Source organism: Oceanisphaera sp. (assembly GCF_048268965.1).
In the GTDB taxonomy this organism is placed as follows: Bacteria; Pseudomonadota; Gammaproteobacteria; order Enterobacterales; family Aeromonadaceae; genus Oceanimonas.
Genome location: NZ_JBLWUK010000031.1, coordinates 21,252 through 35,418, shown reverse-complemented (window position 1 = coordinate 35,418; position 14,167 = coordinate 21,252). Strand labels below are relative to the sequence as shown.

12 protein-coding genes are annotated in these 14,167 nt (G+C 55.0%); 9 read left to right on the top strand and 3 right to left on the bottom strand.

Annotated features, from left to right (window positions below; translation table 11 throughout):
• Positions 1 to 445 precede the first annotated feature (445 nt).
• From ACN0VL_RS12710 to ACN0VL_RS12685, 6 genes are all read left to right on the top strand, one after another.
• Positions 446 to 1,072, top strand: coding sequence for a TetR/AcrR family transcriptional regulator (locus ACN0VL_RS12710; RefSeq protein ID WP_417617934.1), 627 nt, complete (start codon positions 446 to 448; stop codon positions 1,070 to 1,072).
• Positions 1,073 to 1,340: 268 nt separating this feature from the next.
• Complete coding sequence (gene xdhA / locus ACN0VL_RS12705; RefSeq protein WP_417617932.1) at positions 1,341 to 2,786, top strand: xanthine dehydrogenase small subunit; 1,446 nt, start codon at positions 1,341 to 1,343, stop codon at positions 2,784 to 2,786.
• Complete coding sequence (gene xdhB / locus ACN0VL_RS12700; protein ID WP_417617930.1) at positions 2,779 to 5,175, top strand: xanthine dehydrogenase molybdopterin binding subunit; 2,397 nt, start codon at positions 2,779 to 2,781, stop codon at positions 5,173 to 5,175. The genes xdhA and xdhB overlap by 8 nt, the downstream gene beginning before the upstream one ends.
• Before the next feature lie 188 nt (positions 5,176 to 5,363).
• Entirely contained in the window at positions 5,364 to 6,209 is an 846-nt protein-coding gene (gene xdhC / locus ACN0VL_RS12695) for a xanthine dehydrogenase accessory protein XdhC (protein WP_417617928.1), read from the top strand.
• Between the two features lie 30 nt (positions 6,210 to 6,239).
• Positions 6,240 to 7,544, top strand: coding sequence for a guanine deaminase (guaD, locus tag ACN0VL_RS12690; protein ID WP_417617926.1), 1,305 nt, complete (start codon positions 6,240 to 6,242; stop codon positions 7,542 to 7,544).
• Between the two features lie 207 nt (positions 7,545 to 7,751).
• Positions 7,752 to 8,489, top strand: coding sequence for a GntR family transcriptional regulator (locus ACN0VL_RS12685; RefSeq protein WP_417617924.1), 738 nt, complete (start codon positions 7,752 to 7,754; stop codon positions 8,487 to 8,489).
• 67 nt (positions 8,490 to 8,556) lie between these two features.
• Here the strand turns inward: ACN0VL_RS12685 and ACN0VL_RS12680 are convergent, their stop codons facing one another.
• The 3 genes from ACN0VL_RS12680 to uraH form a co-directional block, all read right to left on the bottom strand.
• Positions 8,557 to 9,063 carry a universal stress protein gene (locus tag ACN0VL_RS12680; protein WP_417617922.1) on the bottom strand — a complete coding sequence of 169 codons (507 nt, stop codon included), beginning with the start codon at positions 9,061 to 9,063 and terminating at the stop codon, positions 8,557 to 8,559.
• 241 nt (positions 9,064 to 9,304) lie between these two features.
• Positions 9,305 to 11,086: a SulP family inorganic anion transporter gene (locus tag ACN0VL_RS12675; protein WP_417617920.1), complete on the bottom strand. Its 1,782-nt coding sequence runs from the start codon at positions 11,084 to 11,086 to the stop codon at positions 9,305 to 9,307.
• 252 nt (positions 11,087 to 11,338) lie between these two features.
• A complete protein-coding gene (gene uraH, locus ACN0VL_RS12670) occupies positions 11,339 to 11,692 on the bottom strand; it encodes a hydroxyisourate hydrolase (RefSeq protein ID WP_417617918.1) in 354 nt (117 codons plus the stop codon).
• A 416-nt stretch (positions 11,693 to 12,108) separates the two neighbouring features.
• Between uraH and puuE the strand changes: the two genes are divergently transcribed.
• From puuE to ACN0VL_RS12655, 3 genes are read left to right on the top strand one after another with little or no spacing between them, the layout of a single operon-like run.
• On the top strand, positions 12,109 to 13,032 hold the full coding sequence (gene puuE / locus ACN0VL_RS12665; RefSeq protein ID WP_417617916.1) for an allantoinase PuuE: 924 nt from the start codon (positions 12,109 to 12,111) through the stop codon (positions 13,030 to 13,032).
• Positions 13,032 to 13,547, top strand: a complete 516-nt coding sequence (uraD, locus tag ACN0VL_RS12660) for a 2-oxo-4-hydroxy-4-carboxy-5-ureidoimidazoline decarboxylase (RefSeq protein ID WP_417617914.1) — start codon at positions 13,032 to 13,034, stop codon at positions 13,545 to 13,547. Before puuE ends, uraD begins: the two co-directional genes overlap by 1 nt.
• A gap of 55 nt (positions 13,548 to 13,602) precedes the next feature.
• The gene (locus tag ACN0VL_RS12655; RefSeq protein WP_417617936.1) at positions 13,603 to 14,109 is read left to right on the top strand and encodes an ureidoglycolate lyase; all 507 of its coding nucleotides are present in this window, start codon (positions 13,603 to 13,605) and stop codon (positions 14,107 to 14,109) included.
• Positions 14,110 to 14,167: the final 58 nt, after the last annotated feature.

Genomic DNA, 14,167 nt, shown 5'->3' with positions numbered 1-14,167 from the left:
GGCCGGGCAACAGGGTAACAAATGTACAGCTGAGCAGTAACCAACACATAAAGCGGTTGAAGGTTGATATCTGTCGTAAATCCAGCATTTCTTTCTCCACGATTACCTGACTAATGACGGTGTCATCTCGCTCGTATTTGCAGTCAACATTGGCCGGTCGATAAGCAGTGACTAGGCAAAATGCATGCCATTTACTCTGCCAAGTGAGAGGGTGCCGGTTACAGGGTCTTGCCGCAACGCCTGGGTGGGTCAATTAACGTCAAGGTCACAGGGTACCGTATTCTGGCAGCCGACGGTGTTTTGAATGGGGAACCTCCCGGGTTGTTCACATTAATACTCACTTTTGTGAGCGATTTTTGCGTTTTTATACCGAACAATCGGCCAAACTCGGGTATGGTTAATCAATATTACATCTCAGATTATGGTTGGGGAGTTTACATTCAATATGTCTCGGATCCGAGCGAAAAACGAAGCCGTTATCATACGAGCCGCGAGTCGAGTATTTGCCGAGCATGGCTACGCAGCCACCAAGACTGCTGCCATTGCCGAGCTGGCTGAATTACCAAAGCCCAATATTTATTATTATTTCGGCAGCAAGGAAAAACTGTATCGCGCCGTGCTGGAAAGTATTACCGAGCCGTTACTGGCGGCGTCTGCGCCTTTTATCGAGTATCAGGATCCGGTGCAGGCCTTAACCGCTTATATCAAGTCCAAGTTAATGATTTCGAGGGATTACCCCGATGCATCCAAGGTGTTTGCCAGTGAAATCATGCATGGGGCGCCTCATTTACCTGCGGATATTATCGAGCGGTTAAGCGAGCAGACCCGAACCCTGACGGCCAAGCTGAATGATTGGATGGCCCAGGATCTGATGATTGCCGTTGATGCCCATCACCTGTTGTTTGCCATTTGGTCGGCAACGCAAACCTATGCGGACTTTAACTGGCAGATCACCATGGCACTGGGCAAGAAAGAGCTGGATGAACAGGACTTTGACCGGGCGGCGCAGTTGATTACCCAATTGGTGATTGGCGGCTGTGCAGTTAAATCCTTGCCCGTCACGACAGATTAAAGCGCCGCGACCACGATAACCCAAACACCGAACCTGCCTTCGGTGTTTACTCTCACGCCTCACGCCTCACGCCTTACCTCTCACGCCTTAGCTTTACATCGGCACCCCTGCTTCCCGCTACACTTAAATTGATGGCCCAAAATACCTTACTGTCTTCATTTAAAGGTATTTATTGACTGAGTGGTCAGATCTGACTTTAATGACAGATGAAGATACGGCATGGTCTGCATGGCAACGAGTGCGGTGTATTCACCGAAGGGGGGTGGCCTTGATCAAGTTTCTGCTTAACCAGGAGTTGCGAGAGGAGCAGGATCTTTCGCCAAATATGACGGTGCTGCACTACTTGCGCGAGCAGGCAGGAAAAACCGGTACCAAGGAAGGTTGTGGCTCCGGGGACTGTGGTGCCTGTACCGTGGTGCTCGGCGAGCGAGAAGGTGAGCATATCCGCTATAGTACGGTTAACTCCTGCCTGACCTTTGTGTCTACCCTGCATGGCAAGCAATTGCTGACGGTAGAAGATCTCAAGTCGAAAGACGGTCGTCTGCATCCGGTGCAGCAGGCCATGGTGGACTTTCATGGTTCCCAGTGCGGCTTTTGTACGCCGGGCTTTATCATGTCGATGTTTGCCCTGAGCAAAAACAAGCCAACGGCAGACCAGCACGACATTCTTGAAGCGCTGGCCGGCAACCTGTGCCGTTGTACCGGCTATCGGCCCATAGTGGATGCAGCCAAAAGCATCGTCGGGCAGGCACAGCTGGTTGATCAATTTGCTCGTGACGAAAGCGAGCTGTTGGCGCGACTCGATCACATTCAAACCGACACCCTGGTGACCCTGGAGGGGAACGGCCAGGTGTGCTTCTCTCCTGTATCCTGCGATGAAGTTGCCGAGCTGCTCGTCGAGCACCCCGATGCCCAACTGCTGGCGGGCGGTACCGATTTGGCGCTGCAAGTCACGCAATTCTACCGTGAACTGCCGAAGATTATTTACGTGGGCAACGTGACCGACATGAAACAGCTCGAAGAAGACGATCAGCTGCTGGTGATTGGTGCGGCGCGTAGCCTGAGCGACAGCTACGAGGCGCTGAGCCGCGTCTTCCCCGATATGGGCGAGCTGTTGCATCGCTTTGCTTCCCTGCAAATTCGCAACCAGGGGACTCTGGGCGGCAACATAGGTAATGCGTCGCCGATTGGTGATACACCACCGGTGTTAATGGCACTGAATGCCCGTCTGGTATTGCGCAAGGGCGAGCACCGTCGGGAAATCCCCATCGAAGACTACTTTCTGGATTACAAGAAAACGGCACAAGAAGTCGGCGAATTCATTGAAAAAATTACTGTGCCCAAGCCCAAGCCAGATCAGCACTTCAAGGTCTACAAGTTGTCCAAACGGTTGGATGATGATATTTCTGCTGTGTGTGCTGCCTTCAACCTGACCATTACCGACGGCGTGGTCATCGAGGCTCGTATTGCGTTTGGCGGCATGGCCGCAGTGCCTAAACGCGCCTCGCTTTGTGAGCAGGCACTGGTTAATCAACCCTGGGATCAGGCCACCGTAAAAGCGGCGATGACAGCATTAAGTGGTGACTTTGAGCCCTTGTCCGATTTTAGAGCCAGCAAGGCATACCGCAGCAAAACCGCCAGCAACCTGCTCTATAAGTATTTTATCGAGCAACAAGGTCTGCAACTCGGCACCAGGGTGACCGCTTATGTCTAACAAACCACACAATACACTGACCCTAGATGAAATGATGGAACGCGTGCAGCAAAGCCTGCAAACCGGCGTCGGCAAGAGCCTGCCTCACGACAGTGCGGCCATGCATGTGGCGGGTGAAGCGCAATACATAGACGACCGGCTGGAGTTTCCTAACCAGCTGCATCTGTATGCTCGGCTGTCAGACAGGGCGCATGCGCGCATTACCCGGCTGGATGTCAGCCCGTGTTACGCGTTTGACGGCGTCACCCTTGTCATTACCGCCGAAGACGTACCAGGCGAGCTGGATATAGGTCCTATTGTGGCCGGTGATCCGCTGTTGGCCGACGGCAAGGTGGAATACGTGGGGCAACCCGTGCTGGCGGTGGCGGCAAACGATTTGGTCACCGCCCGCCAGGCGGCCATGGCCGCCATTGTGGAGTACGAAGATCTGCCCGCCGTGCTGTCGGTTGAAGAAGCACTCGAGAAAAAGCTGTTTGTCACCGAGAGTCACACCCAGCAGCGGGGCGACTCCGCCGCCGGACTGAGCAAGGCGAAGCACCTGATTGAAGGCAGCCTGCACATCGGCGGTCAGGAACATTTTTATCTGGAAACCCAGGTCAGCTCTGTAGTACCCACCGAAGATGGCGGCATGATGGTATTTACCTCCAGCCAGAACCCGACCGAAGTACAAAAGCTGGTGGCCAGTGTACTGGGCGTGTCCATGCACAAGGTGGTGATCGACATGCGCCGCATGGGCGGTGGTTTTGGCGGCAAGGAAACGCAAGCAGCAGGACCCGCCTGCATGGCCGCCGTGGTGGCGCACCTCACCGGTCGCCCCGCCAAGATGCGGCTGCCGCGGGTCGATGACATGATGATGACCGGCAAGCGTCATCCCTTTTTCAACCAGTATAAAATCGGTTTCGACGACAGCGGCCGCATTGAGGCGGCGGAAATTATCGTCGCCGGTAACTGCGGCTATTCGCCGGACCTGTCGTCTTCCATTGTCGATCGCGCCATGTTCCATTCCGATAACGCCTATTATCTGGGCGAGGCCACGGTGATCGGCCACCGCTGCAAGACCAATACCGCCTCCAACACCGCCTATCGCGGTTTTGGTGGCCCCCAGGGCATGATGACCATCGAGCACGTGATGGACGAAATCGCTTCTTATTTGGGGAAGGATCCGCTGGAGATCCGCAAGATCAATTTCTACGGCAAGGACTCACGCAACGTCACCCATTATCACCAGCCGGTAGAGCACAGCATCATTCACGAACTGGTGGCGGATCTGGAGCTATCCGCCGAATACGCCAGCCGTCGCCAGGCGATCAAGGCGTTCAACGCCCAGAGCCCGATCCTGAAAAAAGGTATCGCCCTCACTCCGGTAAAATTCGGGATCTCCTTTACCGCCACCTTCCTCAATCAGGCCGGCGCTCTGGTGCACATCTATACCGATGGCAGCATCCACCTCAACCACGGTGGTACCGAGATGGGACAGGGCCTGAACATCAAGGTGGCCCAGATAGTGGCAGAAGAGTTTCAGGTAGACATCGATCGCATCCAGATCACCGCCACCAATACCGACAAGGTACCCAATACCTCGCCCACGGCGGCGTCCAGCGGTACCGATCTGAACGGCAAGGCGGCGCAAAATGCGGCGCGGATCATCAAGCAGCGCCTGATCGACTGGGCGGCGGGTCACTTTCGGGTGACTCCGGAAGAAGTGGTGTTCAAGAACAACTTCGTGCGCGTTCGCAACCAGATATTGTCGTTCCAGGCATTCGTGGAGCTGGCGTACTTCAATCAGATTTCCCTGTCGAGCACCGGCTTCTACCGTACGCCCAAGATCTATTATGATCGCGCCAGCGGTCGGGGGCGCCCCTTCTACTACTTCGCCTACGGCGCCGCCTGCTCCGAGGTGATCATCGACACCCTGACCGGTGAATACAAGATATTGCGTGCCGACATACTGCACGACGTGGGCGATTCGCTGAACCCGGCCATCGACATGGGGCAGGTCGAGGGTGCCTTTATTCAGGCCGCAGGCTGGCTAACCACCGAAGAGCTGGTGTGGAACGACAAGGGCAAGCTGATGACCAATGGCCCCGCCGCCTACAAGATCCCTGCCATCGCGGACATGCCGATTGATTTTCGCACGACCCTGGTCGAAAACCGCAAGAACCCGGAACACACGGTATTTCATTCCAAGGCCGTGGGCGAACCGCCTTTCATGCTGGGCATCTCGGTATGGTGTGCGCTGAAAGACGCGATAGCCAGCGTGTCGCACTACAAGAAATACCCACACATGGACTCACCGGCCACCCCCGAGCGCGTACTGTGGGCGGTAGAGCAGATGCAGGCACTGGTGGAACAGGAAGAAGCCGCGCCCGAGGAAGTGTTGGTCAAGTAAGGTGTGGAAATAGCGGGTTTGGGTATCAAAGAGGCAACAGGGTTGCCTCCTCCGACCCGCTGCAAGTACCTCCATGTAACGCTCAGCACATGACATCCCTGTCATGTGATGGTCGGCGGAGCTGGCCCTTTGGCCGATGCTCTTGGTGGAGTAAAGCCAGCACTTGTTTTGGTAGTAGAGGTGAAGCTATGTTCAAGGACAACTGGATTCAGGTGCTGGCCGAGCTGGAACGCAAGGGCGAGCCTTGTGTTATGGTCACTGTGGTCGAGCACAAGGGCTCCACCCCGCGTGACAGCGGCACCAAAATGCTGGTCACCGAGCAGGGCTGTCATGCCAGCATTGGCGGTGGTCACCTCGAGTACAAGGCACTGCAGCTGGCGCGAGACATGTTGCTCAGTGGCGAACAACAGATGAAGATAGAACGTTTTAATCTGGGGGCCAGCCTGGGCCAGTGCTGTGGCGGCATGGCCACCATCATGCTGGAGCCGGTGGTGCGGGCCCGCCATCATCTGGTGCTGTTTGGTGCCGGCCACGTGGCCAAGGCGCTGGTACACATATTGGCGACGCTGCCGTTTCGTATTACCTGGATCGATGAACGGGAGGCGGAATTCCCAGCCGAGCAGCTGGCTGGCGTGACGCAGGTGATCAGTGACGATCCTGTGGCCGAAGTGGCCGGCCAGCCAGCGGGGAGTTTTTATCTGGTGATGACCCATAGCCATCAGCTGGATCTGGAGCTTTGCACCCGGATCCTGAAGCGCCAGGATACCCGCTACCTTGGACTGATCGGCTCGCGCACCAAACGCAAGCGTTTCGATTACAAGCTGAAAGAGCGGGGCTTCGACGAGGTGGAACTGGCCCGGATGATCTGCCCCATCGGCCTGGCCCAGGTGCCCGGCAAGCACCCGGCGGAAATAGCGGTGTCGGTGGCCGGCGAACTGATTGCCGCCTATCAGCAGCCGGTATCCGTGACTGCCGATCCCTCAGCGTCCGAGTGGGGATCCCGGGCGGATGAGCCCGCCTCGGAACGATCATAAGCATACTAACGTTAACGGAGCAGCCTTTACATGACGCAAGCGACCGCGTATCGCGCCGCCATAGTGCACTGCCTGGCCGATCCGGCACGGGCCGGGCTGGATGCCAGCTACGCCCATTATGAAGACGGCGTATTGGTGGTGGCCGACGGCCAGATCAGCGATATCGGCCCGGCCGAACAGGTGCTGGCTCGCCAGCCGGCGAACATCCAGGTGCTCCACTTCGAGAACAAGCTGGTCACCGCCGGCTTTATCGATACCCATATCCATTTTCCGCAAACCGAGATGATCGCCTCTTATGGTGAGCAGCTGCTGGACTGGCTGAATAACTATACCTTTCCCGAAGAGGGCAGGTTTGCCGATCCGCTTCATGCAAAACGGGTGGCCAGTTTCTTTCTCGACGAACTGTTGCGCAATGGCACCACCACCGCCATGGTGTTCGGCACCGTGCATAAAGCCTCGGTAGAGGCTTTTTTTACCGAGTCTGATCGGCGCAACATGCGCATGATTGCCGGCAAGGTGATGATGGATCGCCACGCGCCCGACTATCTGCTGGATACCCCAGAATCGAGCTATGTCGACAGCAAGGATCTGATCGCGCGCTGGCACAACAAAGGGCGTCAGCTCTATGCGGTGACCCCCCGATTTGCGCCGACCAGTACGGCGGAACAACTGGAAGTGGCAGGCCGTTTGTTGCAGGAACACGAAGATGTCTATCTGCAGACCCATCTGTCCGAGAATACACAAGAAGTTGCCTGGGTTAAGGCGCTGTTTCCCGAGCGAGCCGGCTATCTTGATGTGTACGATCACTTCGGTTTGCTGGGGCCTCGTTCTGTCTTTGCCCATGCGCTTCATCTGGAGCAAGCCGAATGCGAACGCATGGCCGCCACCGATTCGGTGATTTCCTTTTGTCCCACCTCCAACCTGTTTCTTGGCTCTGGGCTGCTCGATCTGCCCGAACTGGAACGTCATCAGGTACGGGTAGGCCTGGGGACGGATGTCGGGGCCGGCACCAGCTTTTCCATGCTGCGTACTATTTCCGAAGCTTATAAAATACAGCAGTTGCAACAACATAAGCTGCACCCGTTAAAGGCCTTGTACCTGGCAACGCTGGGCGGCGCTCGGGCGCTGAGTCTGGATGACAAGATAGGTAACCTGGCCATGGGCAAGGAAGCGGATTTTGTCGTTCTCGACTTGCACGCCACGCCGTTAATACAAATGCGCATGAAGAATACGCACAATCTATTCGAGCAGTTATTCGTGCTCATGATGCTGGGCGACGACCGAGTGATAGCACAAACCTATATCGCCGGCCGCCGTCAATATCGGCGAAATTAGGGGCCGGTACGGGCCCGGATTCGGTTAAACACGGAAAGCGCCCAATAAGGGCGTTTTTTGTGTTCAGTCACAGTCCTGACTATTGCAACTGTCGAATTGTGCAAAACCCAGTTAGATTGTATACGTGATGAGAAAAGTTTAACTAACAGGCAAACATTAAACAGTACTAATGCTCGATAATGCTGACCTTAACTGGAAATTTTAATTATGAGTTCACTCAGTCAATTGGAGCCAAGACACGTCAAGTCGAGCTCAAACACTCAAGACGATATCGTTTATGAACATATCTTTGATGCAATTCTGGAACAGCGTTTAGCGCCCGGCACCAAGCTTAGTGAAGAGGCCCTGGGAGACATCTTTGGTGTGAGTCGCACCATTATTCGTCGCGCCCTGTTACGGCTGTCTCATGAACAAGTGGTCAGCATTCGCCCCAACCGTGGTGCCGTGGTAGCGGCCCCTAGTGTGGAAGAAGCACGACAGATTTTTGCCGCCCGCCGGGTGGTGGAGCTGGCGGTGATTGAACTGGCGGTAAAAAATGCCACCCCCGAGAGCCTGGAGCGCATTCGTACCATGGTACAGGAAGAGCAGGAGGCATTTGCCCGGGGTGACCGAGGCAGCGGTATTCGTTTGTCGGGCGAATTTCACCTGGAGCTGGCGCACATGGCCAACAACATGCCGCTGCTTAACTTTCAGCGCAGCGTGGTATCGCAAACGTCGCTTATTATTGCCCAGTATGAAGTCGGTCATCAGGCGCATTGTTCCTTCAATGAGCACGAAGCCCTGTTGCTGGCCATTGAATCTGGCGACTCGGACGCTGCTGTCGCCATGATGGCGCAGCATCTGGACCACATCGAAGGTAAATTGAACCTGGATAATGAGTCGGCTTCCACCGATCTGCACGTTGTTTTCTCGGGTGTCGTCAAGAAAAAGCCCGGCCGACATTAAGCAGCCCCAGATCGCGGAGGGCGCCACTCTCCGCGACCGGCCTCATCACCGTCTTGCCCTGGTGAGGCTATTCATCGCCCTGGTGTGCTTCAGGTCTGGGAACAATCAGCGTGGGAATGCGGGAGTCACGCAATACATTTTTGGCCACGCTGCCAAGCAGGGTTTGTAACCAGCCTTTTTCATGCGCGCCCATGACGATCAGATCACAATCGAGCTCTTTTGAACGCTCAAGAATGGTCTGGTTGGGATAGCCTTCCACCACTTCACACCCAGTGATGCGTGCGCGCAGTGTTTGCTCCTCGGGCGGCATCTCCTGCCAGAAGGCTGTCAGCTGTTGTTCCAGCAGTGTGGTGGCGTACTCCAGTCGTTTCTTTAAAAACTCTTCACTACCACTTTGATTGAAAATATAAGACTGAAGCGTAAGGCGTTCGTCACTGCTCAACTCCTCGACCACCTTCAGGATATGCACTTCGGCGCCGGTCGTTTTGGCAAGGTACATGGCATACCGCAAGGCATAAGCGGCATTTTTGGATAAGTCGGTACAATAAAGAATCTTGTTCACGTTGGGTAACATAGAAGCACTCCTTATATTAAGCACACTACAGCGGGCCAGTTCACTTGGCTTGTCGTCACTATATCAAACGCGCAGCAATTAACCCTATGCTGGATCAAGGCAGGAGCCGATCCCTTCATCCGTCTCTATACAACGGAGACCTCTGGGGGCGTCCTACAGACAATTCGGTGCTTAAGGAGAGGCGGCAGTGCTGCCTCTAGGCTCCAGTTCAAAATAGATCATAAATTGATGTAGATTGGTATTATTCAGACTGCAATTTGGCCTGACCGGGCGGGGCCAGATCGCATTCCTGAAATATTCTGGCGGTACAGGTTTTGCAAATGGCGGGATCCAGTCGGTCGTAAATACTATGTATGGCCTGGCCTTTGTTCATGAAAATATGGTCTTCACCCAGCCGCTCAATGAGATTATTGCGCTTCAGAATACGCAAGACCCCCTCCTTTAAATTGCAGAAATAGAGGTCGCCTCCCGCGTCGCGTCGACGGATCGACTCCTGCAGCAACATGTGTGCGCCTACTATATCGACGAAATTCATGCCGTTGCCCACGATTAATAACCTGGGCTCGCGAATGTTTTGCAGATATTCCTGCACATGGTTCACGGCGCCAAAAAAGAGCGAACCTTCGATGCGCACAATGCGTAGCTGAGGGCAGTAGGGGAGGCGCTTGTTCTCGGAGCTCACAAACAGCGGATGCTTGGCATCCGGATCGGGCAGTATGGTCACGATACGGGGCGTGGAAGTACGCTTCAGATAAAAAACCAGCGACAGTATCACTCCCGCATAAATGGCAAACTCGAGGGCAACCAGCAAGGTGGCGGCAAAGGTTACGACCAGTACGGTGGTTTCCGACTTGGCGGCGCGAACAATCAGCTTGATATGATGAAAGTCGATCAGATTCCAGGCGACCACCAGCAATAAGCCGGCCATGGCCGGCACGGGTAACCAGGCGGTAATACCGGAAAACAACTGCAGTATGATTAACAGGAAACAGGAAGCAAAAACCGCCGCCATGGGAGTGCGAGCGCCCGAGGTGAAGTTGACGCCGGTGCGGGTAAAGGAGCCGGACGAGGCATAACAGGAAAAGAAAGCGCCCACCACGTTCGACAGGCCCTGGCCGATAAACTCCTGATTATCATCCAGTCGTTGATGAGAGCGGCTGGCAATGGCACGGGCAATAGAAGAGGCTTCTACCAGCCCCAGCAAGCTAATGGCGAGGGCACCGGACGACAGGGCACTGATGCTGCTGAAGCTTAAGTCGGGCATGCTCAGCGGGGGCAGGCTGGCAGGAATGGCTCCCACCATGGCGATATGCTCCTGGGTGGGGTCGAGTATAAACGCCAGGCCACTGGCCAGCATCAGGGCAATGAGCATGTTGGGCCAGCGGGGGAGCAGCTTCTTGATCAAGACGCAGACCACCACTGTGGTGAGGCCCACCGCCAGGCTATAAGGGTCGGCGCTGGATAAATGGCTGAGCACTTGCCAGCCATTATCGGTAAAAGTGCCTTCGGTGTGCAGTGAGAGTCCCAGCAGGTTTTGTAATTGGCTGACCACTATCACCACGGCGGCACCGGCCGTAAAGCCAATCACTACCGAATGGGATACAAAGTTGACCAGCACCCCCAGCCTGGCCGAGGCCAGCACCAGCTGAAACACCCCTTTCATCAGGGTAAGCGTCAGCGCAAGGGCGATAAACTCGGCCGACCCCGGGGTGGCCAGCGGACTGACGGAGGTAAACACCACAATCGACATGGCGGCGGTAGGGCCGGATATCAAATGCCAGGAAGAGCCAAACAAGGCGGCAATAATGGCCGGTATGATGGCGGCGTACAGCCCGTACTCTGCGGGCAAACCGGCAATCAGCGCATAGGCCACGCCCTGGGGCAATACAATGATGGCGTTGGTTAATCCTGCCTGAGCATCGGCACGCAGACTGCTGCCATTGACCAAAGGAGTCCACTGCAAAAATGGCAGCATGCGGGTCCAAATTTTCGGTTTGCCTTGGGCTTGGCCTTGATTTGGCATGCAGTATCTCCCTCGTGTTGTCGTGTGGCCCCTGTTATCGGTCGACCGGCTATCGAGAATACACCATGAAGCTATCGCCAGAGAATAATGGACCAGGTGAGTGTCGACGCCGGCGACATCTTCTCAGTATATCACTGCTGGCAGCATCGCTCAGCGCAGACAGACCCACGGATATCTGGCGAGCCGGAGGAGGAGCCCCCTTACAGTGCAGCCGAATAGAGCGGTAATTGAGTCGGTTTGGTATTGGATCTGTTAGCTGCCTCTGTATGTAGAATAACTATAAGGGGAGAACAGCAGGGGAACATGATAGTGCTCCTGACCGGCAGCCAGGCCAAAACGAATGACGACGTCATCCAGAAAGGCGGGCTCAAGCAGTTCAATCCCTTGTCGCTTCAGGTAAGGGCCTATGTGGAACACCAGCTGGTATTTACCGGGCACATAGTCTTCGCCTTCCAGCACGGGGGCATCGGTGCGACCGTCGCCGTTGCTGTACAGGGTATTAATCAGGCGGGTGCGTTCACCTTCAACGCGGAATAATTCGATTTTAATATCCGAACCCGGCAGGCCTTTGGCGGCGTCCAGGATATGTGTCGTTAATTTTCCCATTGATAGCTACCTTGCGCGAATGTCGCGTCTCCAATTGATTCAGGATACTGTCTTCGCCACTTGCCGCCCTGACTCAAGAAAGTTTGACTCAAGAAAATGGCAGCAGCAGCGACGACAGCGTTAATGTCATATCAGAATACAGGCGGCGTCTACAGCCGGTGAGTATCAGTGTAACTTCTTGGAGCATATTTTTGGTAACCAGGAGCACAGTGGCTATCTTGGTATAGTGAGCTTGTCTTTTCTTTGCCTGAATTATTCCAGGCAGGATAAACGGTGAGTTCTGATACAAACGAGCAAACCTGTTATTTACATATATTGAACTTATTGTATACAATAAGTTCAATATATGACTGGCCAGCCCTCTGCAAATTCTTGTCTCGGCTGGTTTTCTTACCTGCGTTTCAAGGAGTTTTCTGATGAGCCAAAAAAACGACTATCCCCGCGATCTCGTTGGGTATGGTGCCAACCCGCCGCACCCTCAGTGGCCAAACAAGGCCCGCATTGCCATTAACTTTGTACTGAACTACGAAGAAGGCGGTGAGCGTAACGTATTGCACGGTGATGGTGAGTCTGAGGCCTTCCTGTCTGAAATGCCGACTGCCGTTCCTTTTGCCGATGCACGCCACATGAGCATGGAGTCTATCTACGAATACGGTAGCCGTGCCGGAGTGTGGCGCTTGTTGCGCCTGTTCAAACGCTACGATATCCCCCTGACCATCTTCGCCGTGGCCACGGCCATCGAGCGCTATCCCGAAATCGCCAAGGCGTTCATGGATGAAGGTCATGAAATCTGCTCCCACGCTTACAAGTGGATCACCTACCAGTTTATGAGCGAAGAAGAAGAGCGCGAGCACCTGCACAAGGCACTGGAAATTTTCGAGCGCGTGTGTGGCGAGCGTCCGCTGGGCTGGTATACCGGCCGCGACAGCCCCAACACCCGCAAGCTGGTGATGGAAGAGGGCGGTTTCCTGTATGACTCCGACTCCTATGCCGACGATCTGCCCTACTGGGTCGACAACAATGGCAAGGGACACCTGGTGATCCCCTATGTCATGGACACCAACGACATGCGTTTTGGCCAGGGTTGCTACAATAACGGCGAAGAGTTTTATCAGTATCTGAAAGACGCCTTCGACGTCTTGTATGAAGAGGGCGCCGACGCCCCCAAGATGCTGTCCATTGGCATGCACTGTCGGATACTGGGACGCCCCGGTCGTATGGCGGGCCTGGAGCGCTTTATCAAGTATGCTCGCAGCCACGATCAGGTGTGGTTCACCCGTCGTATCGATATTGCCAACCACTGGTACGAGCATCACCCCTATAAAAAAGACAACAAGTAATGAGCCGCTTTACTGGCTGCACGCCGAGCACCATGGGGCGCGCCGAGTTTGTCGCAGCCTTCGCCGACATCTACGAGCACTCCCCCTGGGTTGCCGAGCAGGTGTTTGATCAGGGGCTGACTCGTGACGATGACCAGATTGAACAGCTGCACAGCCGCATGGCCGCAGTGATGAACAATGCAGACCAGCAGGCTCAGCTCGAGGTGATCAATGCCCACCCGGACCTGGCCGGTAAAGCTGCCGTAGAAGGCACTCTGACCCTCGCCTCTACCCATGAGCAAGCCGGTGCCGGTATCGATCAGTGCAGCGCGGAAGAGTTTGCCCGTTTCACCGAGCTGAACCAAGCCTACCGGGCAAAGTTCCGGTTTCCGTTTATCATGGCGGTAAAAGGGGCGAATCGTCATCAGATCCTGGCGGCATTCGAAGCGCGTATTCATAACGACTACGACACCGAGTTTGCTCGCGCAGTACAAGAAATCAATAAAATAGCCGAGTTTCGTTTAAGGGCTATGTAATAAGAGACACGGGGTGCCTGGCACCCCGCTTTTGTGTTTTTCGGAGGAAGAAATGATCAAGACCTTGAAGATAGAGCCGCTGACCAAAGAAGCGTTCGCCCCGTTTGGCGATGTTGTTGAGTCCGAAGGCCGTGATTACTTCATGATTAACAATGGCTCGACCCAACGTTACCACCAGCTGGGAGACGTGCAGCTGGACGAACAGGGACAGGGCATCATCAGTATCTTTCGCGCCAAGATGCTGGAATATCCACTGCACATAGGCATGCTGGAGCGCCATCCTTTTGGTTCCCAGTTCTTCATGCCGTTGTTTGACCACGAGTACCTGGTGGTCGTTGCCCCCATCGGTGACGGCAGCATGAGTATCGACCCCAGCACAGTGCGTGCGTTTCGTGCCACTGGCAACCAGGGTGTCAACTATCACAGAGGCGTATGGCATCACCCGGTGATGGTGCTGAGTGATGACGACGAGTTTTTGGTGGTAGACCGCACCGGTCCCGGCAACAACTGTGACGAGTTTTTCTTTGACGAGTCCATTCAGCTAAGCGTTGCGCTGGACTAAGTCAGTTGTATTTTCCTCTTGCCGCCCGGCAAGAGGAAGCTCCACTTTTTTACGCCTC

What these genes read in the sequence shown, in the direction of transcription:
- ACN0VL_RS12710 (WP_417617934.1), top strand. Translation starts at nt 446, where the DNA reads ATGTCTCGGATCCGAGCGAAAAACGAAGCCGTTATCATACGAGCCGCG.
- ACN0VL_RS12675 (WP_417617920.1), bottom strand. Translation starts at nt 11,086, where the DNA reads ATGCCAAATCAAGGCCAAGCCCAAGGCAAACCGAAAATTTGGACCCGC.
- uraH (WP_417617918.1), bottom strand. Translation starts at nt 11,692, where the DNA reads ATGGGAAAATTAACGACACATATCCTGGACGCCGCCAAAGGCCTGCCG.
- ACN0VL_RS12680 (WP_417617922.1), bottom strand. Translation starts at nt 9,063, where the DNA reads ATGTTACCCAACGTGAACAAGATTCTTTATTGTACCGACTTATCCAAA.
- puuE (WP_417617916.1), top strand. Translation starts at nt 12,109, where the DNA reads ATGAGCCAAAAAAACGACTATCCCCGCGATCTCGTTGGGTATGGTGCC.
- xdhB (WP_417617930.1), top strand. Translation starts at nt 2,779, where the DNA reads ATGTCTAACAAACCACACAATACACTGACCCTAGATGAAATGATGGAA.
- xdhC (WP_417617928.1), top strand. Translation starts at nt 5,364, where the DNA reads ATGTTCAAGGACAACTGGATTCAGGTGCTGGCCGAGCTGGAACGCAAG.
- guaD (WP_417617926.1), top strand. Translation starts at nt 6,240, where the DNA reads ATGACGCAAGCGACCGCGTATCGCGCCGCCATAGTGCACTGCCTGGCC.
- ACN0VL_RS12685 (WP_417617924.1), top strand. Translation starts at nt 7,752, where the DNA reads ATGAGTTCACTCAGTCAATTGGAGCCAAGACACGTCAAGTCGAGCTCA.
- uraD (WP_417617914.1), top strand. Translation starts at nt 13,032, where the DNA reads ATGAGCCGCTTTACTGGCTGCACGCCGAGCACCATGGGGCGCGCCGAG.